We start from the raw sequence: 23,118 nt of genomic DNA on the forward strand, positions 1-23,118 counted from the left end.
ACTGGTCGGACTTGTCGCAGCTGTCAGAACAGTCGGAGCTGTCGGAGCATTCAGACGGCTCCGAGTGCGGCTCTGCGCGCGGCGTGGAACGCGTGGTGCGGGTCCTGGTCCGGATAGGACCAGGGAGCCGGAGTCGCGTGCGAGCCGATCCGGTGGAAGAGAGCGGCGGCCTCCGCGGCCCGCCCCTCACGGAACTTGGCATGAGCCAGGAAGTTGAGATCGACGCGGTTGCGCGGGTGGTCCTCGCGCTCCCACTCAAGCCACCAGTCGAACGCGGTCTTCATGACCTGCCGCGCACGGCGCCCGGTCCAGTGCCCCGCGGCCGGCGGGTCGGCGAAGGCACGGCTGTCGGCCGCCAGCACCCGGTAGCGCTCGGTGTGGGCGACGACCGGCAGCATCGCCAGCGGCGAGTCGGCCGGGGCACGTTCGGCGGCCCAGGCGGCGAAGTCGTACACCTCGTGCAGAGGGTCCTGCCCCGCTTCGGGGTGGCGCTCGGCAAGCCTGGCGGCCATCAGATGATGCGCGTGGTGGTGCTCGGGGTGTCTCACCCGCACCTCGTCGAAGAGCCGCACCACTTCGCCGTCCGTGCCGAGGCTGCGGGCGAGCACGAGCAGCGCAAGCCAGGGACTGGGGTCTTCGGGAGCGAGACCGGCGGCGGCCAGGCAGTGCGAGCGCGCCTGATCCGGGTGCTGCGCACCGCGCAGTGCCGCGCGGACCGACGCGCAGGCGAGCAGCGCGGTGGCGTCGGGGCTGTCCGGCTCCACCAGCAGCCATTCGCGCGCCCAGGCGGCGGTCGACGGGCCGCCGCCGAGGACCAGCAGACGGTGCCCTCTGCGGTCCCAGTCGTCGCCGGTCGAGACAAGCAGCGAACGGGCGGCCGCCCATCGGCCCTGCGACAACTTGGTTCGCGTGGAGCTGAGTTCGAGATCACCGAGGGCCGGATCGAAAGCGGGCCCGATACGCGCGCCGCGCCGTCGGGCGCGTCCGAGCGGCGGCGGAGGTGGGGGCATCCGCTGGGCTTCCTTCTTCTTTGCGTGATGAGTGCTTCACGAGATGAACGCGAAACGTGAGCGAACGGTCGCGCACAGCAAAGCGGTAGGAAAGGCTCCACGTCAAGGGCAGCCCGGTGGATGGGCAACCCCCTTGTGTCCCAAGCCGGTTGCCCACGACTCTCCGCCGGCCGAACCCGGACGGCACCCGCCAGTTCGGACGGCACCCGCTCCATCAGCCGGCAGGCCCGTCAGACGACCGCCTTCGCAGCGGCCCGGCCCGCCATGCGCCCGGAGAAGAGGCAGCCGCCGAGGAAGGTGCCCTCAAGCGCCCGGTAGCCGTGCACCCCTCCACCGCCGAAGCCGGCCGCCTCGCCCGCCGCGTACATCCCGGGCAGCGGTTCGCCGTCCGCGGCGAGCACCCGTGAGGACAGGTCGGTCTCAAGGCCGCCCAGGGACTTCCGGGTGAGGATGTTCAGGCGCACGGCGATCAGAGGACCGGCAGCCGGGTCGAGGATGCGGTGCGGCGGAGCGGTGCGGATGAGTTTGTCACCGAGGTATCTGCGGGCGCCATGGATGGCCGTCACCTGCAGGTCCTTGGTGAACGGGTTGGCGATCTCCCGGTCACGGGCGGTGATCTCGCCGCGCAGCCGGGCCTCGTCGATGAGCGGCTCCTTCGTGAGCGCGTTCATTCCTCGCACCAGGGCGCCGAGGTCCCGCTCGACCACGAAGTCCACCCCGTGATCCATGAACGCCTTGACCGGGCCGGGGACTTCGGCGCGCGCCCGTCCGATGACCCCGCGCACCGACTTTCCGGTGAGATCGGGGTTCTGCTCGGAGCCGGACAGGGCGAACTCCTTGCCGATGATCCGCTGGTCGAGGATGAACCAGGTGTGGTCATGGCCGGTACGCATGATGTGTTCCAGGGTTCCGAGGGTGTCGAAGCCCGGGAACAGGGGCACGGGGAGCCGGTTTCCGCGTGCGTCGAGCCAGAGCGACGAGGGTCCGGGAAGAATGCGGATGCCGTGCCTGGCCCAGACGGGGTTCCAGTTCTCGATGCCCTCGGTGTAGTGCCACATGCGGTCGCGGTTGATGTGGCTCGCCCCGGCGGACTCAGCAATCCCGAGCATCAGCCCGTCGACATGGGCGGGTACACCGGAGAGCAGCTTCTCGGGCGGGGTGCCCAGCCGCTCGGGCCACTGTGCGCGGACCAGGTCGTGGTTGCCCCCGATGCCGCCGGAGGTGACGATCACGGCTTGGGCGCGCAACTCGAAGGAGCCGGTGACCTCCCGGCTGCTCGCCTCACCGCGCGCCGCACCGGACGGCTCCAGGATCTCGCCGGTCACCGTGTCCACGGTGCCGTCTGTGCTGCCGAGCCCGGTCACCCGGTGCCTGAAGCGCAGATCCACCAGCCCACGTGCCGCGCCCTCCCTGACCCGCCGTTCGAACGGCTCGACCAGTCCGGGCCCCGTCCCCCAGGTGATGTGGAAACGAGGCACCGAGTTGCCGTGACCGTTCGCGCCGTAGCCACCGCGCTCCGCCCAGCCGACGACCGGGAAGAACCGCACTCCCCTGGCATGCAGCCAGGAGCGCTTCTCCCCGGCGGCGAAGTCCACGTACGCCTCGGCCCAGCGCCGCGGCCACAGGTCCTCGTCGCGGTCGAAACCGGCTGTGCCGTACCAGTCCTGGAGGGCGAGTGCGTGGCTGTCCTTGATGCGCATACGGCGCTGTTCGGGCGAGTCCACGAGGAAGAGCCCGCCGAACGACCAGTGAGCCTGCCCGCCGATGGATTGCTCGGGCTCCTGGTCGAGCAGGATCACTCGGCGGCCCGCGTCCACGAGCTCGGCGGTGGCCGCCAGGCCCGAGAGCCCTGCCCCTATCACTATGACATCGGCGTCGTACGCCATGGGTACGGACCCTCTCGGAGCGGGCGCCTTGGGCGCGGACCTCTGCGGTGGCTCCGATCTTCTGTACGCGCGGGTAACTCGTCAACCGTCCTGGACGAACTGGCTTCGACCCGACCGATGGGCCGATCGGCTGATTGGATGGACCCATGAGTGACGGCAGCCAGGGCTCCTCGAGTCCTTCCGACGAGATCCTGGACATCGTGGATCTGCACGACAAGGTCATCGGCCGGTCCCCGCGCGGCGAGGCCTACGCCCGTGGCCTGCGCCACCGCTGTGTGTTCATCCAGGCCAGGGACGCACAGGGACGGATCTTCGTGCATCGCCGCACGGCGACGAAGCTGGTCTTCCCTTCCCTGTACGACATGTTCGTCGGCGGTGTCGTCGGCGCGGGCGAGTCCTACGACGACGCGGCACTGCGCGAGGCCGAGGAGGAGTTGGGCGTCAACGGGCTCCCCCGCCCGGTGCCGCTGTTCAGGTTCCTGTACGAGGCACCCGCCGACCCGGAGCTGGGCGGCGTCCGGCAGTCGTGGTGGTCGGCCGTGTACGAGGTGCCGTGCCTGGTGCCGGTGCGTCCGCAGGCCGAGGAGGTCGCTTGGTACGACTTCCTCCCCCAAGCGGAAGTCGACGAGCGGCTCGGCACCTGGGAGTGGGTGCCGGACGGCCTGGCCGCCTACGAACGGCTGCGCGCCCACCGCGGGTAGGGTGCCGGAGGTGAGCGAGTGGGCGAGTGAATTCGTGCGGAATCTGCGGCTGTGGCTGTCGCCGGGGCGGATCCGGGAAGAGGGCAGGACTCCCGACTACCGTTTCTCGCTCGCCAATGAACGCACCTTCCTCGCCTGGATCCGCACCGCGCTGGCTCTCATCGCGGGCGGTTTCGCCGTCGACCAGTTCCTGCCCGAGCTGCGCTGGGGTGTGCGCGTCGGCCTGTCCCTCGCGCTGATCGGTGCGGGTGTGCTGTGCGCCCTGCGCGGGCTCAACCACTGGGTGCGGTGCGAGCGTGCGATGCGACGGGGCGAGGATCTGCCCGTCTCGCGCTTCCCGACGGTGCTTGCGCTCGTCGTGGGAGCCGTGTCGGTCACGATGGCGGTGGTCGTCGTCACCTGGGGGCCGCGGTGAGTGGCGAGGTGCGCGACCCCGGGCTGCAGCCGGAACGAACCCGGTTGGCATGGCGGCGTACGACGCTGGCCTTCACGGTCGCGGCGGTGCTCGCGGCGCGGCAGGTCGTCCACCGCGAGGAGATCGAGAGCGGCGATCTGGTGGCCCTCTCGCTCAGCGCGCTGGTGTGGCTGGGCTTTCTGACGGTGGCTCACCGGCGCATCAGGGCGATGGCGGTGACAAGCCCGCCGGATGCGCTGTCGCCGGCCCACGCGCTCGGCGCCGCCGCCTGCACACTGGCGCTGGCGGCGTTCGCCGTGGCGATCGTGTGGTGACCTGCCCCGCACCGCACAGGCGCGTCGGGCGCCTCAGCCCTCCCAGTCGACGGTGACGACGATCTTCCCGCGGGTGTGGCCGCCCTGGCTGAGCCGGTGGGCTTCCGCGGTCTCCTCCAGCGGGAAGCTGCGAGCCACATGAACGGAGAGCACCTCCTCCTCGGCGAGCTCGCTGAGCCGGTACAGGTCCGCGGTGTTGGGGCGCACGAAGGCATAGCGCCCGCCCAGGGTGGTGACGGCCGGATCGGCGATGGAGGCGATCCGGCCGCCCTGGGCCAGCAGTTCGGCGGAGGCGGTCAGCGCCTCGCCCCCGACGGTGTCGAAGACGGCCTGCACCCCGTCGGGTGCCAGGGCCCGCACCCGGTCCGCGAGTCCTTCGCCGTACGCCACCGGCTCGCCGCCTAGCTCACGCACATACGCGTGGGACGACTCGCTCGCGGTGCCGATCACCCGGGCGCCGAAGTGGTGGGCGAGCTGGACGGCCATGGAGCCGACCCCTCCGGCCGCGGCGTGCACGAGGAGCGTGTCGCCGGTGCCCACACCCAGGTCGTGGGTGAGGACCTGGTAGGCGGTGAGTCCGGCGAGCGGCAGGCCCGCCGCCTGTTCGAAGCTCAGATTGCGTGGTTTGCGCGCCAGCGTGCGGACCGGTGCGGCAACGTACTCGGCGAAGGTGCCCCGGCAGAGGAAGTCCTCGCGGACATAGCCCATGACCTCGTCGCCGACCGCGAACTCGGGGGCGGACACCCCGGGCTCCACCACGACCCCGGAAACGTCCCAGCCGGGGATCACCGGGAAGACGCTGTCGATGAGCCCGTCCAGATAGCCTTCGCGGCACTTCCAGTCGACCGGGTTGACGGCCGCCGCCCGCACCTTGACCATGACGCTGTCGGGCCCGAGCTTGGGCTCGGGACGCTCGCCGTACTCCAGGACCTCGGGACCGCCGTAACGGCTGTAGCTGATCGCCTTCATGATCCGACACTCGGGCTCGCGGCGTCCCAGTGCAAGCAGGAGCGCCGTCGGCACGTCCGGGGCGCGGGCAGCCTCCACCGGCCGGAGCACTGGACGGGCGCCGATCGGCGGGGAAGGCTGCTTCCGTCAGCCGACCTGATCCGGCGTCAACCGCCGTGATCGGTGCCACTCTCCCCGGGAGCCGCCGTGCCCGCGACCGATCCGTACACCGTCCCGCTCGCACCGTCTGTGCACGCGTACGTCCAGCCCGACGGCGGCTGGTGCCTCAACAACGCCGGGTTCGTCAGCGACGGGGCCTCCACGCTCCTCGTCGACACCACCGCCACCGAGCGCCGCGCCCTGCTGCTGCGTGAAGCACTGCTGGCGACCGGCGCCCCTTTGCCGCGGCTGCTCGTCAACACCCACCACCACGGCGACCACACGTACGGGAACGCCGTCTTCCTCCCGGAGGCGACAGTCGTCGGCCACGAGGCCTGCCGCAGCGAGGTCATCGCCGCCGGGCACCAACTCCACCTCATCTGGCCCGAGACCGACTACGGCGAGATCACGATCACCGCGCCCGAGGTCACGTACGGCGAGCGCCTGACCCTTCATGCCGGCGGGACCGAGGTGCGCCTGATCCATCCCGGTGTGGCGCACACCGTCGGTGACACGATCGTGCACCTGCCGGAGCACGGGGTGGTCTTCACCGGGGACCTGATCTTCAACGGGGGTACGCCCTTCATCCCCATGGGCTCGCTCACCGGCTCGCTGAAGGCGCTTGAGCTGCTGCGTTCGCTGGACGCCTCGATCGTCGTACCGGGGCACGGACCGGTCACCGACCCCACCTCCTACGACGTGGTCGAACGCTATCTGCGCTTCGTCGCCGAGGTCGCCGATTCCGCCCACGCCAGGGGCCTGACCCCGCTGGAGGCGGCCCAGGGAGCCGACCTCGGTGAGTTCGCGGACTGGCGGGAGAGTGAGCGGCTGGTGGCCAATCTGCACCGCGCCTACGCGGAGCTCGACGGCCTGCCCGCGGGTTCGCCGCTCGATCCGGTCGCCGTGTTCGGTGACATGGCGGTGCTGAACGGCGGGGTGCCGGTCGCCTGCCACGCCTGAACCACGGCTGGACCACGGCGCGGGTCCGAGCCTTGGACCATGGCTCGGACCCGGGCGGCCGCATCGCACCCTGGACGACATACCGACCGGTCGGTCATGATGGCCGGAGACGATCCCCCACCGCACCGGAAGGCGCCCCCATGAGCGCAGTCACACCACCAGGCCTCGACCTCGAACGGCTGCGCGCCCATCTCGACCACATGCTGCCCGGACTGGTGAGCGGGCCGCTCAGCGCCCGGTTGATCCAGGGCGGGCGGTCCAACCTCACGTACGCCGCGACCGACGGCGCGCACCGCTGGGTGGTCCGCAGGCCCCCGCTGGGGCACGTCCTGGCCACCGCCCACGACATGGGTCGCGAGCACCGGGTCATCAGCGCCCTGCACCCCACGGAGGTGCCGGTGCCGCGGCCCGTGCTGCTGTGTGAGGACGAGTCCGTCATCGGGGCGGCCTTCTACGTCATGGAACACGTCGACGGCACCCCGTACCGCACCGCCGAAGAACTCGCCCCACTCGGCCCTGAGCGCACCCGGGGGGCTGTGCTCGGCCTGGTCGACACACTGGTGGAGCTGCACGGTGTGGAGCCCGCGGCGGTCGGACTCGGAGACTTCGGGCGTCCCGACGGCTTCCTCGAACGGCAGCTGCGGCGCTGGGGCAAGCAGCTCGACGCCTCACGCAACCGGGAGCTGGCGGGCATCGACGAGCTCCACGCCGCCCTCGCCCGCTCGCTGCCGGTCTCCCCGCCTGCCACCGTCGTCCACGGCGACTACCGCCTCGACAACGTGCTGATCGGCGACGACGACCGGATCAAGGCGGTCCTCGACTGGGAGATGTCGACGCTCGGCGACCCGCTCACCGACCTCGGGCTGCTGGTGATGTACAGCCGGAAGCTGGAGCTGCCCGGCTCCCCCATCAGCACGACGGCAGGGGCCGCGGGCCATCCGGACCCCGCCGAGCTGATCGAGCGCTACGCCGCCCGCTCCGGCCGGGACATCGCGGCCATCGCCTGGTACACGGCGTTCGCCTGGTTCAAGCTCGCCGTGATCCTCGAGGGCATCCACTATCGCTACACGCTGCGCCAGACCGTCGGCACGGGCTTCGACCGCATCGGTGAGCTCGTCCCCCTCTTCATCGAACACGGTCTCACCACCCTTCAGGAAGGCTGATCCACCGTCATGGACTTCGCATTCGACGCGCGCACCGAGGAATTGCGGGCCAGGCTGCTCGCCTTCATGGACGAGCACGTGTACCCGGCGGAAGCGGTCGCCCACGAGCAGCTCACCCTCTCCTCCTCCCCCTGGGACACCCCCGCCGTCATCGAGGACCTCAAGGCGGAGGCCCGCAGGCAGGGCCTGTGGAACCTCTTCCTACCGGATTCGGAGTACGGGGCCGGACTGACCAACCTCCAGTACGCTCCGCTCGCCGAGATCACGGGCCGCTCACCGCACCTGGCACCGGTCGCGCTGAACTGCGCCGCCCCGGATACCGGGAACATGGAGGTGCTGGCCCTCTTCGGCTCGGACGAGCAGAAGAAGCAGTGGCTCGAACCGCTGCTGGCGGGTGAGATCCGCTCGGCGTTCGCGATGACCGAACCCGCCGTGGCCTCATCGGACGCCACCAATATCGAGACGCGGATCGAGCAAGCCGCCGACGGTGGGGACGAGTACATCCTCAACGGGCGCAAATGGTATATTTCCGGTGCGATGAACCCGAACTGCAAGGTCTTCATCGTGATGGGCAAAACCGATCCGGCCTGCCCGGACATCCGGCGTCAGCAGTCGATGATCCTCGTCCCGCGCAACACTCCCGGACTTGAGGTGCGGCGCGCGATGACGGTGTACGGATACGAGGATCACCTCCACGGCGGACACGCTGAGGTGATCTTCGACGACGTACGCGTGCCGGCGTCCAATCTGATCAGCGAGGAGGGCAGCGGCTTCGCCATCGCCCAGGCGCGCCTCGGACCGGGCCGTATCCACCACTGCATGCGGCTGATCGGCATGGCCGAGCGGGCGATCGAGCTGATGTGCCGTCGGGCTGCGTCCCGTACCGCGTTCGGCAAGGCGCTTGCCCAGCAGGGCGTGGTCCAGTCCTGGATCGCGGACGCGCGTGTCACGGTCGAGCAGCTGCGGCTGCTGGTGCTGAAGACCGCCTGGCTGATGGACACCGTCGGCAACAAGGGAGCGCACACAGAGATCCAGGCCATCAAGATCGCCACTCCGCGCGCCGTCGTGGACATCCTCGATCGGGCGGTCCAGGTGCACGGCGCGGGCGGTGTCAGTCAGGACTTCCCGTTGGCCGAACTGTGGGCCGGGGCGCGGACGCTGATGCTGGCGGACGGTCCCGACGAGGTGCACCAGCGGTCGCTGGCGCGGCAGGAGCTCAAGAAGTACCGGTAGGACGCGGGAGGCATCGGTCGAGCGCGGGAGTGGCGGTTGACGGCGCAGTCCCGGTCCAGCGCCCTACGGACGCAGAGCCCGCAGCAGCAGATCGGCGAGGTGGTCGGCGACCTGCTGCGGGCTGAGCGGCCCGTCGGGTCGATACCAGGTGGACAGGTGGTGGACCGAGCCGAAGTGGTAGTCCACGACCAGGTCGGCCGGGGTCGCGTCGGAGAACACCCCGCTGCGCTGCCCCTCCTCGATCAGCGCCCGGAAGCGCTCGTGGTAGTGCCGGCGCTCGGAGCGGACCTGCTTGTTCTTCTCCGGGCTGAGGTGGTGCATGGAACGGAAGAAGATCGACGCGTCGTCGAGGTTCTCGATCGTGGTCACGACGACATCGGCGGCGGCGGCCCGCAGGCGCTGCTCGATCGGCGCGTCGGCCTCGGCGAAGGCGTCGAGCCGTTCCTGCTGGAGGCGCAGCACCCGGGCGTAGACCTCCTGGAGGAGGTCCTCCTTGGAGCCGAAGTAGTGGTAGAGGGCGCCCTTGGTGACTCCGGCCGACTCCACGATCTCCTGAACGGACGTGCGGTCGTAGCCCTGCTCGGCGAAGAGTCGGGTGGCCGTGGCCAGCAGCCGCTGGGGGACGGGGGTGCCGTTCCCGTCCGTCGTCCTGGCCATTGCCGCCACCCGCCTTCCATTCGTCTTCCGCTTCCGTGCCGCCGCCGTTCCGCGACCGGGACTGCGACTCCCACCCGAAGATCTTCCCACTAGTGGTCGTCGGGAGCTCCGCGCGGTGGGGTGTCGCCCGTGAGGCGCCGCCACTCCGCCTGCGCCGCCGCTCACGCACCGCTCATGCTTTCCCACTTCTGCTGAATGTGGTTCATGTTGTCCAGCCAACGGTCGGTGTCGGTGGCCCTGCCCCGGTAGTACCCGGCGACCTCGGGGTGCGGCAGTATCAGAAAGCGATCGGCCTCGATGCCGTCCATGAGGGCTCCGGCGACGTCCTCCGGCTCGATGGCGCCGGGCGCGAGGACCAGCTCACCGGCGACTCCGGCCTGAGTGAGCATGTCCGTGCGCACGCCCTGGGGGCAGATGGCGTGCACCTTCAGGCCGCGGTGCCGGTAGGTCAGAGACAGCCACTCGGCGAACGCGAGTGCGCCGTGCTTGGTGACGCTGTACGGAGCCGCGCCGATCATGCTCAGCAGCCCGGCGGCGGAGACCGTGGAGACGAAGCGGCCGCTGCCGCGCTCCAGCCAGTCGGGCAGCAGGGCGCTCGCAGCCCGCACATGCGCCATGACGTTGACATCCCAAGCGGCAGCCCAAGCCGTTTCGTCGGCGAGGGCGTCTCCCGCACCCGGGAGCCCGGCGTTGGCGCAGTAGATGTCGACGGTGCCGCCGAGCACCTCGCGCGCCTGCTCCACGATGGCGGAGGCGTCGCCGGGGACGGCGATGGCACCCGTCTCCTCGGCGATGGCCGCGGTCCTGACGGGGTCGATGTCGTTGACGGCGACCCGCGCGCCTTCGGCGACGAACCTGCGGGCGAGCGCCGCGCCGATGCCGCCGCCGGCTCCGGTGACCACCACGTTCGTGCCCTGCACCGCACTCATGGGGGCTGCCTGGCTCATGGGAACTGCCTCTCGGTTGCGACTCGGCGACTCGGCGGATCAGCGGCCCGACCACTCATCCAGCTACAGACTAACCAGTCGGTATGTCCCATGAAAGGCCTTCGGAACGGCTGCCGAAAGGGTTCCGCCGGCGTGTGTACGCCAAGCTCTGGTCGTCCGTCCCGCCGCGCGGGATGCTTTCCGCACACCCGATGCGCGGTGTACGTCCCCTGGCATGACGTCCGGGGCACGGGAGGAGGGACATGGTGGTGAACGAGATGGGTGCCGAACCGTACCGGGAGCTCACCTTCGACGCGCAGGGGGATGTCCACCGCGCCCAGCGGGACGCTCTGGCGGCACTGGACGTCACGGACCTGGTGCTGTTCGCGCACGGCTGGAACAACTCCCCTTCCGTGGCAAGGCGCTTCTACGAGCGCTTCTTCGAACCCTTCCCGCGATTCGTGGCGAGCGGGGCCACCGTCGGCTATGTGGGCGTCGTCTGGCCCTCGATGATGTTCACCGACGAGCCGATCCCGGATTTCGGCACGCTCGCCGGACTCTTTCCCGGGCAGGAGCGCACCCTGTCACGACTGTCCGTGCTGCTCGCGGACGAGCCCGACGACCGGGGGGCCTTCGAGGAATTCGGGTTCCTGGTGCGAGAGCTCGTCGACACCTGCGACGCCACTTCGGCCGAAGCCCGCGCAGGCGATCTGTCAGGTCCGGGCGGCGATGACATACCCGCCTTCCTCCATGAGGATCCGGTCGAGGTGTGCCGACTGTTCACCGACGCCCTGGACGGGACGGAGCCGCCACTGGCCCTCGGCTCGGGGCTCAGGAGGCTGTGGAAGGGCGGGCGTGAAGTTCTGCGCCAGGCCGCCTACTACACGATGAAGCGACGGGCGGGGACGGTCGGCGAGCGTGGGCTCGGGCCGGTGATCGCCCATCTGGCCCACTCATCTCCCGGGATCCGCGTCCATCTCACCGGACACAGCATGGGAGCGCGGCTCGTCGCCTTCGCTCTGCGCGGTCTGCCTGACGGCATAAGCGCGGTGAAGTCGGTGACTCTGCTCCAAGGCGCCTTCTCGCACTATGCGTTCGCGCCCTCGCTACCCCACGCACGCGGCAGCGGCGGGGTGCTGCGCTCCATGGAGAGGCGGGTGGACGGACCAGTGGTCGCCTGCTATTCACACCATGACTCGGCACTCGGGGTGCTGTACCCCCTGGCATCGAGGATGGCGAGGGACTCCTCGACGATCGTCGGTCTGGACAAGCGCTGGTGGGCGGTCGGCCACAACGGCATACAGGCGGTCGCGGGGGCCCGCCGGCTGACACTGGAGACGGCGTTACGGGAGGGGCTGCCTGGCTCGGGCTGCGTCAGTGTGGACACGGCGGCGGTGGTGCGCAGCGGCGGGCCGCCGTCCGGCGCTCACAGCGACATCCTGCATCCGGAGCTGGCGCGGGTGGTGCTGAGAGCGGGCCGGATCGGGCGTTGAGCACAGCGCTGCCGAGCCGGGCGCCGAGCAAGGCGCCGCCGGGTCGGCACTGGACACCGCGGTACCGGATCGGGCGCTGGGGCGGCGCCGGGCACCCGATCCGTTTCCCGCGTGATGGTGCGGCGGTCAGCGGTGCGAGGGGAACTCTGCGACCAACTGGTAGGTCGGACGGTTCTGCCAGCTGATCGCCGGGTGGGTGATCCCGCCCAAGGCGCGGTGCATCACCGTGTCGGAGCACCACTGGTCGCCCGCCCGGCAGTTGATGTCACCTGGGTAGACCTCGGTGGCGGGCTTCGCCACCGCCTGCTTCAGTGTGCCGAGCAGCACCTCACGGCAGGTGGCGAGTCGACCTCCGCCGCAGTAGGTCGCGGGCAGCGGGCCGGCGACCGGGTCGCCGAGGACCTGCCGCAGGTCCTTGTCCACGAAGCCCCACCACCCCGACTGGAAAGCCGATCCGCTGTGCCCGCCTGTGGGGCCATGGGAGGCTGCGGGCGACTCGTCGATGGGCAGGTTCGCCGCCAGGGCCTGGTAGAGGTCGCCCCCGAGCCCCGGTCTGAACTCGGCGCCGACCAGCAGTGGCCACCAGGCATCCATGATCCGCACAGCGTCGGCGTGGCCGTAGACATGCGAGCCCGGCGTGGTCTCCTTGCGCTGTGCGCCCGCCGCCCGCCAAGTCTCCAGTTGGCGGATCGCCGTGTCGAGTTGGGCGTCGGTGACAGGCGAGCTTCGGACGACCCGGAGCAGTTCGGGCAGCAGTTGCTCTCCACGCAGGTCGGTGACGCCTGCTTCGGCCATGGCCCGGGTGAGCGAGGCCCGGGTCACTCCGCCGCCCCGGACCAGCGCGGCGACCCGATCGTCCAGCAGGTCGCCCCGGTGGACGGCGCCCATACCGAAGCCCGCGGTGTTGTAGTCGTCGGCCTGCCGGTTGTTCCAGGAGATGTAGTAGTCCTGGCCGATGGATCGGGGGTGTTCGGCGAAGGGGGTGTAGTCGGCGGTGCCCGCGACCGGGTCGAAGCCTCGCCACTCATAGGCGGACTCGGCCTTCACCGGCAGCGCCGGGTCGACACCGGCGGCGCGCACCGGGTTCATACCGCTGTTGTAGTAGGCGGCGGTGCGGGAGTCGGCGTAGAACCAGTTGAAGGCGTAGTCGATCTGGTGCGCGGCCTGCTGGAAGGAGGCGGCGTCCGTCACGAACGACGGATCGTTGAGCATCTGGAAGCCGATGATCGAGTCGGCCTCATGCCCATAGGTGCTGCGCAGCGAGGTGTAGGCCACCGGCTTGCCGCCGATCGTGGCGCGATGGGTGACGGTGCCGTACTTGGTGCGCCACACCTGGAGCCGGTAGGAGCCCGCCGCGGTGCCGTCCGCGACGGTGGGCTTCCAGGCGTTGCGGCGCTCCAGCTTCTCCATCGGGATGCAGCCGCCGCGGTAGAGGTAGTGGTCGGCGTACAGGCCCGGTGTGCCGCCCCCCGGAGCGCACAGTTCGATGGCGTAGGTGTCGGTGATGTCCTGCCCCGCGGAGGTGGCGGACCAGGCGTAGTCCTGGCCTCGCCCCATCTGCACGTACATGCCGACGCCCGCGAAGGAGACACCGCGGGCGGAGATCCCCGGTCCCTGGATCTCCTGCAGCATCAGCAGTTGCGGGGCGAAGTAGCCGGTCTGCGGGCCGAAGACGGCGATGGGGCGGCCGCTCGCGGTGTGGGCTCCCGAGACCAGCAGCGCGTTGGACATGCCGCGCCTGGGGTCCAGCGACCCGGTCGGCAGCACACCCTGGTCGAAGATGCCCTGGGCGGGCGCCAGGGCTCCGGGGTTGCGCACCGGGGTCTTGGCGTTGGTGCCGGCCGAGCCGGTGCTGTCGTACACCAGCGGTTCGGCACGCACCGAGCCCGGGTCGGGCAGGGCGGTGCCGCGCGGGTCCTCCGGCTTCTGCGCGTAGGGAAAGGACGAGCCGTCGTGGACGGTGAGCACGGCCTCCGGGTCGTTGCGCTGGCGGAACGCCTCCCAGACCCGGGTGCCATCGGCCACGCCGTACTTCTGCTGGGCGGCGAGCAGCGAGAGTGCGGCCTGGACCTCGCCGCCTCCGCCACCGCCGAACTGCCCGCCGACCACGGAGGCGATGGCGATCAGGTCGGTGAGGCTGAAGGGCGCGATCTCACCGGCGTTGGTGATCGCGTCGATATGGCCGGTGAGTACGTACTCGCCGGGGAAGTAGCGGCCGTTCTTGGACTGGGTGCGATAGGCGTTGATGCCGTCGACATAGGCCTGCGCGTCGGCCATCGCCTGTTCGCCCCGGGGGCCTTCGGTGGTGCGGATACGGTCGATCTGGGCCTGGTAGTCGGCCTCGGTGTACGGAGCTCCGGGCCAGAACTGCTGCTCAAGGCCCTGGTTGGCGAGGGCACCGCCGGCGAAGGGTGTGAGGTTGCCCCGTCCGATGTGCCGGAAGAGGTCCATCATCCAGAGCCGGTCCTGGGCGGCGGCGTACCCGGCGCCGAACTCGGTGCCGTACCGGGTGGTGCCCTTGATGTGCGGGACCCCGGTCTTCTTGTCCCGGGTGATCGTGACGTCCGGGCGCGGGGTGGCGACGGATTCCACCTGGCTCCACGGTACTCCGAAGGAGGCGTCGTTGAAGAAGTCGGTCAGCTTGGCGTCGGTGAGCCCGCCGTATCCGCCCGCCAACGCGTCGTACCGGGCGAGTTGGTCGGAGCTGTGGCCGGGGCGGGTACCCAGCAGCCGGTGGAGCAGGATGTCGGTGAGGGTGGCGTTGCCGTTCTGCCCCGGTGGCAGGATGTCCACGCACTGACTCCGGCCCTGTGCGAGGCAGTGGTCGACAACGGGGTCCTCGGCCGCAGTGGCCTGGGGCAGCGGTGCCAGGAGTGCGGTGCCGAGTGCGAGGGCTGCGCAGGCGGTTCTCAGTCGTCCGGTGGGGGATCCGGTGATACGTCGCATGGTTGCTCCTCGATGAAGCGGGTGCGGCGCAGGCTACTGGCCATATGACTCATCGGTAAGATGAGTGGCCGTCACTTTTTGTCTTGCCTGTACGCCGTCCGACGCCGGCCGTGACGCCCACTCGGCTGGATCCGGCCCCGTATCCCGGGACGGATGTTCGATGGAGCCGGATTGGGTAGTCGTACGTCCATTCCTCAACGCGGAAGTACGAGCCATGGAGTACGAGCGACGGAGGTGGCAGTGCGATGGCTGGTTTCCGGAGTCTTGCCAGACAGGTCCGCGACCCACGGGGTGATCTCGCCCTGAGGCGCTATTCACTGCGGAAGTGCCTGGAGCGATTTGCTCCGTACGGGCACCGGGCGACCTGGAATCATCTGTGCAGCAGGCACGGTATCGAGCCCGAGGACCGGGCTCCCGATCCGGGGCGGCTGGTGGCCGCGCTCGACGAGTTGGAGCAGGCGAGGGCCGTGTGGCTCGCCTACGAGGAGCGGTTCGCCGCACGGCGCAAACGCGAGAAGCACGACGGGCTGCGGCGCCCTGGATCGATCGACGACTGGCACCGGCGCACCTGGGGCGGCAACGGGATCGCCCGGTGCGACGACCCGGAGGTGCACCCTTCGGACCCGCTGGATGTGGTGCTGTGCCGACTGATCCGGGCGCTCGGATCGAGCCCGAGTGCGGTCTGCCCGGTGTGCGCGGACCGGCGCATCGTCTGGCGGCAGGATCTGGAACACGATCCGGGCTTCGGTCCGGTGTGCACGGGCTGCGGAGTGGTGGTGCCCCAGCCGGTGCTGACACACGAGGCGCTGAGGAGCGCCAAGCGGATGCGCGGCAGGGCGCTGGCGTCGGTGGCCTGACACTCACCCTGCGGGCACGGGCACCGGCAGCGCGACGCCGGGCCCGTGCCCGCCTGAGTGTGCCCGTACCCGTACCCGCGTGACCGTAGCGGAGACGAAATCCGGTGGACAACCGCAATTCCCCGCAGCGAAAGTGACGTTGTATCCGAACCACGTCCAGGGGGCCGTCAGATGTCGACGCCGCATGTCACCGCCGAGGTATCGACCGTCCATGAGCACCCGAACGCCGACGCACGCGAACTGACCCAAGTGGGCCTGTATCGGGCCGTCGTCACCAAGGGCGCCTAACGCAGCGGTGACATCGCCGTCCACATCCCGGAGCAGGCCGTGAGCCCGGCGTATCCGACCCGCAAGGGCGGCACCGAATACGAGTAGACCCGCCTGGTGCGAGGTGGCCCGGCACGGGGGTGCGGGCCACCTCGCACAGTGGCACATCCGGCCGGGGTTCCGTTGACAGACGCCCCGCCCGCCCACCATGCTAAGCAGTCGCTTAGACGTGCGTCCCCCGGATGAGAGGCAAGGAAGAAGACATGGCCGAGCCCAGGATCTTCACATCCCCAGATGAGCTGATCGCCGGAGTGGGCGAGCAGCTCGGCCACAGCGACTGGCTGGAGGTCGACCAGAAGCGGATCGACCTCTTCGCCGACGCCACGGGCGATCACCAGTGGATCCATGTGGACCCCGAGCGCGCGGCCTCCGGCCCGTTCGGCCGGACCATCGCGCACGGGTATCTCACCTTGTCGCTGCTGCCCGCGCTGGTCCCCCAGGTGATGCGGGTCGAGGGCATGAAGATGGGCATCAACTACGGCACCAACAAGGTGCGCTTCCCCGCCCCCGTGCCGGTCGGCTCCCGGCTGCGCGCCACGGCGGTGATCAAGAGCGTCGAAGAGGCGGGCGGCGGCGTACAGGTGACAGCGGTCGTCACCGTGGAGCGCGAAGGCGGCGACAAGCCGGTCTGCGTGGCCGAGTCGGTCTCCCGCTACTTCTTCTGAGCCGCCGCTCCGCTCCCGCTCACAGGAGTCGGTTCCGTGCGGCGGCACCGACCATGCGCAGCGCGAGGTCGGCGTAGAGCGCGCCGACCTCGTCGGGAGTGCGGCGGCCCTGGGCACTGAACCACCTGGCCACGTCGATGCACAAGGACAGCACCGCGAGGGTCGTCCCGGGGACGTCCGAAACGTCGAACTCCCCTGCCGCGACGCCTTCATTGACAATGCGCTGGACCACCGCGTCCGACTTGCGCCGCAGCGCCACGATCTCGGCGCGGTGCTCCTCACTGAGCGCGTCGAGCTCGTACTGCACGACCCGTGCAGTAGTGTGCCGCTCGGCGTGCCAGCGGACGAAGCAGCGCACAGCGTCGGCGAGCCGCTCGGCGGCCGTGCCCTCGCGGTCGGCCGCCTCCGTCAGGAGCTCCAGCGCTCGATCATGACCGATCCGGCTGATCCGGTGGAGCAGCTCTTCCTTGGTCTTGTAGTGGATGTAGAGCGCGGCCGGACTCATCCCGGCCCGGCCGGCGATATCGCGTGTCGTGGTGGCGTGGTAACCGCGCTCGGCGAAGGCGTCGACGGCGGCGACCAGTAGCCGCCTGGCCGCCTCGGGGGTGACCTCGCCCCACGCCATGTCATCGACGCCGGACACTTCCTCCGCCGCACTCATCGCTCGCTCCGCCCCTTCGTCTCCGCCTCCTGGCCGGACGAACACCATACCCCGAACCTGAGCAAGCGCTTAGAACGCGCTCACAGCTTCTGGAACGGGTCGTGTTCTGCCAGCAGCTTCTCCAGCCGGGCTTGGTCCACCCGGCTGACGATCTGCCCGGCCTCCTGCTTGTCACGGACGACCTTGGCCAGAGTGAAGGACGATGTCGTCAGGTAGAGCACGGCGATGCCGAGGAAGGCCCGCACCCAGGCGTCGGCATCCAGGTTGACGATGCCGAGGGTGACCGCGCCGAGGGCGATACCGAAGGAGATCGCGGCCTGCGCGTAGTAGGCCGTCGTGTTCTGCTGCTTGATCTGCGCGTCGCTCATGAACCCAGCATCGGCGAGCATGACGGGCACCACATCCGTACGCGTACTCAGGCGAACGACTCGGACCTGGACGCGTCCGACCGGCCTTGCGCCCAGTCGCTCAGAACGCGGAGACTCCGGTCAGGGCGCGGCCGATGATCAGCTTCTGTATCTGACTGGTGCCCTCGTACAGGGTCATCACCCGGGCGTCGCGCAGCAGTTTGCCCACCGGGTACTCATCGACATAGCCGTAGCCGCCGAACACCTGGAGCGCATTGTTCGCGGCACGCACGGCGGCTTCGGAGGCGAACAGTTTCGCCTTGGACGCGGCCGTGGCGAAATCCTCGCCCCGGTCGATGAGATCGGCCACCCGCCAGGTCAGCAGGCGTGCCGCGTCCACGTCGACCGCGATGTCACTGATCAGCTCCTGCACCAGCTGGTACGAGGCGATCGGCTTGCCGAACTGCTCGCGCTGACCCGCATAGCCGACGGCGGCGTCCAGTGCCGCCTGGGCGATACCGACGCAGCCGGCAGCCACCGACATCCGCCCCTTGGCCAGCGCGGACATGGCGACCGAGAAGCCCTTCCCCTCCGGGCCGAGCATCGCCGAGGCGGGAACACGGACATCCTGGAGCACCAGTTCGGCGGTTGCCTGGCCGCGCAGTCCGAGTTTGCCGTGGATGGCGCGGCGGGTCAGCCCCGGCGTCTCCGCGGGCAGAAGGAACGCCGATACGCCCAGGTGCCCCGGGCTGTCGTTGGTGCGGGCGAAGAGCAGCACGACTTCGGCCCAGGTGCCGTTGGTGATGAACATCTTCGAACCGTTGATGACGTAGTCGCCGCCGTCCGGTACGGCACGAGTGGCGAGGCTGCCGGCGTCGGACCCGGTGCCGGGCTCAGTGAGCCCGAAGCAGCCAAGGGCGCCCCCCGAGGTCAGCCGTGGCAGCCAGGACTGCTTCTGCTCCTCGCTCCCCCAGGCCGCGATGGTCTTGGTGACCAGCCCCAGGGAGACGGAGACGATACCGCGCACCGACGAGTCGCCACGACCGAGTTCCTCGGTGACCAGGCAGTACGCGAGGTGGTCACCGCCCGAACCGCCGTAGCGCTCGTCGATCGTGAGCCCCAGGAAGCCGACGGCACCGAGCTTTCCCACGATAGTCCGATCGACGTCTTCGTCCCGGTCCCACTCGGCGGCACGGGGCGTGACCTCACGCCCGACGAAGTCTCGGGCAAGTTCCCGGACGGCCTCGTGCTCCTCGCCGAGCTTCAGATCCACCAGGCACTCTCCTTTAACTAACACTGCTAGTTTCTGCGTGGCAGGCCTACTATGTGCCGCATGGCCCGACCGCGCAAGCCCCTGCTCAGCAGAGAACGCATCGTCGCGGCGGCGGGCGCACTGGTGGACGCGGAAGGGCTGGACGCCGTCTCCACCCGCCGGCTCGCCGCCGAGCTCGGGGTGAGCGGCCCTTCGCTCTACAACCACTTCCGCAACAAGGACGAGATCCTGGACGCGGTCGCCGACGCCGTCAGCGCCAAGGTGGACCTGTCGATGTTCGACGCCTCGGACGAACGCGACTGGCGCACCGCCCTGCACGACTGGGCCCTCTCCTACCGCGCGGCCCTCACCGAGCACCCCAATATCGTCCCGGTCCTGGCGCGCGGCCCCGGACGCAGACCCGCCGGACTGAAGGTCGCCGACACCGTCTTCGGGGCGATGGTGCGATGCGGCTGGCCGCCGTCCCAAGCCACCCATATCGGTGCGCTGATGCGGTACTTCATCACCGGTTCGGCACTGGGGTCCTTCGCCCGCGGTTTCGTCGACGACAAGACGGCCTACGACCCGGCCGACTACCCTCACCTCGGCCAGGCCCATCTGCTCGCCGATCGGCAGCAGCAGGTGGACGACGGGGCGTTCGCGACGGGGCTGAGGGCACTGCTGGACGGGCTGTCCGTGCAGTTCGCGCTGCCGAACGAGCGGAGCGCGACGGAGGCATCCGGGGCGCGGCGGTCGGGCGGCGCACAGGACTCGACGGGCAGCTGATCGCAGCCGCTCCGGCCCCCGGTGCCGGAGGGCTCGCCGACTCCCCCGGCACCGGGCGGCACGCCGACGCCCTCGGCCACCTGACGAATACGGGCGCGAGCGCGGGCCGGCACGGCTGCCGCGCCCGCGCCACAGGCTTGCTCAGAAGACGACCAGCGCCCTGGCGCCCTGCCCCGCGATCATGTTGTCGAACGCGGCCGGGATGCCGTCCAGCCCGATCCGCTCGCTTACCAGCGCGCTCAGATCGAGCCGGCCCGCGCGGATGTGCTCCGCCAGCACCGGGAGATCACGCGCCGGGTCGGAGTTGCCGTAGACGCAGCCCGAGAGGGTCCTGCCCCAGTGGAAGATCTCCAGGGCGTTGAAGGTGACCTGCTGGTCCCTGCCGCCGATGCCGACGACGGTCGTGCGGCCGCCGCGCCTTGTCGAATCCCACGCGGTACGGATCGTCTCCGGCCGCCCCACGCACTCGATGGCCACGTCGGCGCCCTGACCGGCGGTCAGCTTGCGGATCTCACGCGCGGTGGCGTCGGAGGCGACCACGTACTCGGTGGCACCGGCACGGCGGGCCAGTTCCTCCTTCGCGGGGGACACGTCCACCGCGATGATGGCGGAAGCGCCCGCGATCCGGGCGGACTGGAGGGTCGCCAGGCCGACGCCGCCGACTCCGAACACGACCACCGACTCGCCCTCGCGGACCCTGGCGCTGTGGTGCACGGCTCCGTAGCCGGTGAGCGCCGCGCACCCGAGCAGCGCGGCCTCGGTGAGCGGCACTCCGCCCGGGAGGGGCAGGACGCAGTTCGCAGCGACGACGGTCTCCTCAGCGAACGCCGCGACGTTGAGGCCGGGGTGGAGTTCGGTGCCGTCCTCGGCCACGGCGTGCACCCTGCCCGTGCCGCTGAGTGCGTCCGAGCAGAGCCAGACCTCGCCGATCGAGCAGTGGTGGCACTTCCCGCAGGACGGCGCCCAGTTGAGGACGACCCCGTCACCGGGCGCCACATGGGTGACGCTCTCTCCGACGGACACGACGGTGCCGGCTCCCTCATGGCCGAGCACCGCGGGCACCGGCAGCCGCATGGTGCCGTTGGACAGGGACAGATCGGAATGGCAGACCCCAGCGGCGGCGATACGGACCCTCACCTGGCCGGGGCCGGGCTCGGGGAGCTCGATCCCGGTGATCTCCAGGGGGGAGCCGATGGCGGGCAGGACGGCGGCGCGGACCATGCTGAGCACTCCTCGGTGGTTTCGGAAGGGAACACGACCGGTGGAACCGATGGGAGCCGGTCAGAACTATGGGAGCCGGTCAGAACTGCAGGGACTTGGTGTGCAGGTACTCGGCGAGGCCGTGCGGGCCGAGTTCACGGCCGATGCCGGACTGCTTGTATCCGCCGAACGGCGCCAGCGGGTTGAAGCGCCCGCCGTTGATGTCGACCTGTCCGGTGTCCATCCGCCGGGCGAAGGCGACGGCCTCGCTCCTCTCCCCCCACACCGCGCCCGCGAGACCGTACACGGTGCCGTTGGCGATCCGCAGCGCGTCGTCCTCGTCCTCGTAGCGCAGGATCGAGACCACCGGGCCGAAGATCTCCTCCTGCGCGATCGTCATCTCGGGCGTGACGTCGGCGAAGACGGTCGGGGCGACGAAGTATCCGGTCGGGTGCGGGGCTTCCGGGCCGCCGGCGACCAGCCGGGCCCCTTCGGCGACGCCCTGCTCGATGTAGCCGCGCACCCGTCGCTGCTGCTCGGCGTTGACGAGCGGGCCGACGCGCTCACCGGGTACGTACTTGGCGACCGCCTCAGCAGCCAGCTCCACGGCCTCGTCGTACTGATCGGTGTGGACCAGCATGCGGGTCCAGGCGCTGCACGTCTGGCCGGAGTTGGACATGACGTTGGCGATGCCGACGTTCACGGCCTTGGCCAGATCGGCACTCGGCAGGATCACATTGGCGGACTTTCCGCCGAGCTCAAGCGCCACGCGCTTGACGGCCGCGCCCGCGGTCGCACCGATCTGCCGGCCGACGGCGGTGGAGCCGGTGAAGGACACCAGGTCCACCCCCGGATGTTCGGCGAGCGCCTGTCCCGCGACCGGACCGAGCCCCGTGACCAGGTTGAACACCCCTGCGGGCAGCCCCGCCTCATGCACGGCCTCGGCGAACAGCCGGGCGGTCAGCGGGGTGTCCTCAGCGGGCTTGAGCACGATCGTGCAGCCCGCCGCCAGCGCAGGGGCGACCTTGGCCACGATCTGGTGCAGCGGGTAGTTCCAGGGCGTGATGGCACCGACGACACCCACCGGCTCCAGCAGCACGGTGGAATTGCCGATCTGCTCCTCGAACGAGTACGAGGCGGCGAGCTCCGCGTACGAACCGGCGACCAGGACCGGCAGGCCCGCGTGGACGGTGCTGGCGAGCTGCGCGGGGGCGCCGAGTTCGGCGGTGACGGTTTCGGCGATCTCGTCCATGCGGGCCGCGAGCACGTCGCGCAGCGCGCCGATACGGGCCGCGCGTTCGGCGGGCGGGGTGGCGGCCCAGGCGGGGAAGGCGGCACGTGCGGCGCGTACCGCCGCGTCCACATCCTCGGCGCCACCTGCCGGGACATGGCCGATGACCTGCTCGTCCGCCGGGTTCACCACCGCGATGGTGCCGGTACCCACGGCGGGCCGCCAGTGTCCGCCGATGTACATCCCGTCGTAGGCCTTCATCCGCTGTCTCCTTTGGGCGTGGCACGCCGGTGGTGGCGATCCGACACCCAAACTAGCGGTGTTAGTTTTCCAGCACCAGCGCCGACCGCACGGGGTGCTGCGATTCTCCCTCACCACCTTCGATCCGCCACCCCACCCCGCTCCTTCCTGTAAGCGGGGTGGGGAGATTCCGGGGCCACGGTCACGGAGTCGGCACGGGTACCGGACCACCAGACCGGCACGGGGGTCGGAGCCCTGATGCGGGACCCGTGATCAGGCCGGCGGTTGACCGGCCCCGGCCGGAGCCGTCTGCACCTGGCGGGCGGCGGGCGGCGCGATCGAGGCGACCCGCGCCGATTCGCTCATCGGACCCACCTGGACCCGTGAACGGTCGCCCGCGGGCGCCGCCGAGATCGCAGCCGCCGTAGGAGCCGACGGGGCGGCGGCCGGGGCGCCCTGCGCGGCGTGGGCCTTCTCGTCCGGGCTCTTGGCCACCGCCGACCAGGTGCGCAGCCGATGACTCGCCGCCTCGTCCAGGCTCACCGGCGCTCCCCGCTGCTCCGCGAGTCGGCTGGCCTCCCGACCGAGCGCGGCCACATCGTCCCAGCGCAGCCGCAGGACGACGGACAACTCGGCTCCACCGTCCGGGAGTCCGTGGATGATCGGCCCGTCACCATCAGTCATTGCCACTCCTGTTGTTCGCGCTCAGACGTGTCACCGCACCGGTTAGTACGCGACGCC

22 protein-coding genes are annotated in these 23,118 nt (G+C 70.3%); 10 read left to right on the forward strand and 12 right to left on the reverse strand.

The window, feature by feature from the left end:
• Positions 1-50: 50 nt before the first annotated feature.
• Together V1460_RS23590 and V1460_RS23595 are read right to left on the reverse strand one after the other, a co-directional pair.
• Entirely contained in the window at positions 51-1,010 is a 960-nt protein-coding gene (locus V1460_RS23590; protein ID WP_338675610.1) for a hypothetical protein, read from the reverse strand.
• A 230-nt stretch (positions 1,011-1,240) separates the two neighbouring features.
• Positions 1,241-2,896: an FAD-binding dehydrogenase gene (locus tag V1460_RS23595; RefSeq protein ID WP_338675611.1), complete on the reverse strand. Its 1,656-nt coding sequence runs from the start codon at positions 2,894-2,896 to the stop codon at positions 1,241-1,243.
• A 146-nt stretch (positions 2,897-3,042) separates the two neighbouring features.
• Between V1460_RS23595 and V1460_RS23600 the strand changes: the two genes are divergently transcribed.
• From V1460_RS23600 to V1460_RS23610, 3 genes are read left to right on the forward strand one after another with little or no spacing between them, the layout of a single operon-like run.
• The gene (locus V1460_RS23600; protein ID WP_338675612.1) at positions 3,043-3,597 is read left to right on the forward strand and encodes an NUDIX domain-containing protein; all 555 of its coding nucleotides are present in this window, start codon (positions 3,043-3,045) and stop codon (positions 3,595-3,597) included.
• A 10-nt stretch (positions 3,598-3,607) separates the two neighbouring features.
• Positions 3,608-4,012, forward strand: coding sequence for a DUF202 domain-containing protein (locus tag V1460_RS23605; protein ID WP_338675613.1), 405 nt, complete (start codon positions 3,608-3,610; stop codon positions 4,010-4,012).
• Entirely contained in the window at positions 4,009-4,326 is a 318-nt protein-coding gene (locus V1460_RS23610; protein WP_338675614.1) for a DUF202 domain-containing protein, read from the forward strand. The genes V1460_RS23605 and V1460_RS23610 overlap by 4 nt, the downstream gene beginning before the upstream one ends.
• Before the next feature lie 33 nt (positions 4,327-4,359).
• On the opposite strand, the gene V1460_RS23615 is transcribed toward V1460_RS23610, so the two are convergent.
• Complete coding sequence (locus tag V1460_RS23615) at positions 4,360-5,295, reverse strand: NADP-dependent oxidoreductase (protein WP_338675615.1); 936 nt, start codon at positions 5,293-5,295, stop codon at positions 4,360-4,362.
• Between the two features lie 186 nt (positions 5,296-5,481).
• Between V1460_RS23615 and V1460_RS23620 the strand changes: the two genes are divergently transcribed.
• From V1460_RS23620 to V1460_RS23630, 3 genes are all read left to right on the forward strand, one after another.
• Positions 5,482-6,393 (forward strand): MBL fold metallo-hydrolase, encoded by a 912-nt coding sequence (locus V1460_RS23620; RefSeq protein WP_338675616.1) that lies wholly within the window; start codon positions 5,482-5,484, stop codon positions 6,391-6,393.
• 140 nt (positions 6,394-6,533) lie between these two features.
• Complete coding sequence (locus V1460_RS23625) at positions 6,534-7,556, forward strand: phosphotransferase family protein (protein ID WP_338675617.1); 1,023 nt, start codon at positions 6,534-6,536, stop codon at positions 7,554-7,556.
• Positions 7,557-7,565: 9 nt separating this feature from the next.
• Positions 7,566-8,789, forward strand: a complete 1,224-nt coding sequence (locus V1460_RS23630; protein WP_338675618.1) for an acyl-CoA dehydrogenase family protein — start codon at positions 7,566-7,568, stop codon at positions 8,787-8,789.
• Positions 8,790-8,852: 63 nt separating this feature from the next.
• Here V1460_RS23630 and V1460_RS23635 read toward each other — a convergent pair whose 3' ends face one another.
• Together V1460_RS23635 and V1460_RS23640 are read right to left on the reverse strand one after the other, a co-directional pair.
• Entirely contained in the window at positions 8,853-9,446 is a 594-nt protein-coding gene (locus V1460_RS23635; protein WP_338675619.1) for a TetR/AcrR family transcriptional regulator, read from the reverse strand.
• 161 nt (positions 9,447-9,607) lie between these two features.
• A complete protein-coding gene (locus V1460_RS23640) occupies positions 9,608-10,375 on the reverse strand; it encodes an SDR family NAD(P)-dependent oxidoreductase (RefSeq protein ID WP_338678171.1) in 768 nt (255 codons plus the stop codon).
• A gap of 260 nt (positions 10,376-10,635) precedes the next feature.
• On the opposite strand from V1460_RS23640, the gene V1460_RS23645 reads away from it, so the two are divergent.
• Complete coding sequence (locus tag V1460_RS23645) at positions 10,636-11,865, forward strand: serine-threonine protein kinase (protein WP_338675620.1); 1,230 nt, start codon at positions 10,636-10,638, stop codon at positions 11,863-11,865.
• A gap of 126 nt (positions 11,866-11,991) precedes the next feature.
• On the opposite strand, the gene V1460_RS23650 is transcribed toward V1460_RS23645, so the two are convergent.
• Complete coding sequence (locus tag V1460_RS23650; protein WP_338675621.1) at positions 11,992-14,811, reverse strand: penicillin acylase family protein; 2,820 nt, start codon at positions 14,809-14,811, stop codon at positions 11,992-11,994.
• A gap of 245 nt (positions 14,812-15,056) precedes the next feature.
• Here V1460_RS23650 and V1460_RS23655 point away from each other — a divergent pair, with 245 nt between their 5' ends.
• Together V1460_RS23655 and V1460_RS23665 are read left to right on the forward strand one after the other, a co-directional pair.
• Positions 15,057-15,668 (forward strand): hypothetical protein, encoded by a 612-nt coding sequence (locus V1460_RS23655; RefSeq protein WP_338675622.1) that lies wholly within the window; start codon positions 15,057-15,059, stop codon positions 15,666-15,668.
• A 530-nt stretch (positions 15,669-16,198) separates the two neighbouring features.
• Positions 16,199-16,660, forward strand: coding sequence for a MaoC family dehydratase (locus tag V1460_RS23665; RefSeq protein WP_338675623.1), 462 nt, complete (start codon positions 16,199-16,201; stop codon positions 16,658-16,660).
• A gap of 19 nt (positions 16,661-16,679) precedes the next feature.
• Here V1460_RS23665 and V1460_RS23670 read toward each other — a convergent pair whose 3' ends face one another.
• The 3 genes from V1460_RS23670 to V1460_RS23680 form a co-directional block, all read right to left on the reverse strand.
• Positions 16,680-17,321, reverse strand: coding sequence for a TetR/AcrR family transcriptional regulator (locus V1460_RS23670; RefSeq protein WP_338675624.1), 642 nt, complete (start codon positions 17,319-17,321; stop codon positions 16,680-16,682).
• An 80-nt stretch (positions 17,322-17,401) separates the two neighbouring features.
• Positions 17,402-17,689 carry a YiaA/YiaB family inner membrane protein gene (locus V1460_RS23675; RefSeq protein ID WP_338675625.1) on the reverse strand — a complete coding sequence of 96 codons (288 nt, stop codon included), beginning with the start codon at positions 17,687-17,689 and terminating at the stop codon, positions 17,402-17,404.
• Between the two features lie 100 nt (positions 17,690-17,789).
• Positions 17,790-18,944, reverse strand: a complete 1,155-nt coding sequence (locus V1460_RS23680) for an acyl-CoA dehydrogenase family protein (RefSeq protein ID WP_338678172.1) — start codon at positions 18,942-18,944, stop codon at positions 17,790-17,792.
• A gap of 57 nt (positions 18,945-19,001) precedes the next feature.
• Here V1460_RS23680 and V1460_RS23685 point away from each other — a divergent pair, with 57 nt between their 5' ends.
• On the forward strand, positions 19,002-19,706 hold the full coding sequence (locus V1460_RS23685; protein WP_338675626.1) for a TetR family transcriptional regulator: 705 nt from the start codon (positions 19,002-19,004) through the stop codon (positions 19,704-19,706).
• Positions 19,707-19,847: 141 nt separating this feature from the next.
• Here V1460_RS23685 and V1460_RS23690 read toward each other — a convergent pair whose 3' ends face one another.
• The 3 genes from V1460_RS23690 to V1460_RS23700 all read right to left on the reverse strand — a co-directional run bounded on the left by V1460_RS23690 (position 19,848) and on the right by V1460_RS23700 (position 23,061).
• Positions 19,848-20,927 (reverse strand): zinc-binding dehydrogenase, encoded by a 1,080-nt coding sequence (locus V1460_RS23690; RefSeq protein WP_338675627.1) that lies wholly within the window; start codon positions 20,925-20,927, stop codon positions 19,848-19,850.
• Positions 20,928-21,006: 79 nt separating this feature from the next.
• Complete coding sequence (locus tag V1460_RS23695) at positions 21,007-22,398, reverse strand: aldehyde dehydrogenase family protein (protein ID WP_338675628.1); 1,392 nt, start codon at positions 22,396-22,398, stop codon at positions 21,007-21,009.
• A 252-nt stretch (positions 22,399-22,650) separates the two neighbouring features.
• Complete coding sequence (locus V1460_RS23700) at positions 22,651-23,061, reverse strand: hypothetical protein (protein WP_338675629.1); 411 nt, start codon at positions 23,059-23,061, stop codon at positions 22,651-22,653.
• Positions 23,062-23,118: the final 57 nt, after the last annotated feature.

The sequence above is a fragment of the Streptomyces sp. SCSIO 30461 genome, assembly GCF_037023745.1.
GTDB lineage: Bacteria > Actinomycetota > Actinomycetes > Streptomycetales > Streptomycetaceae > Streptomyces.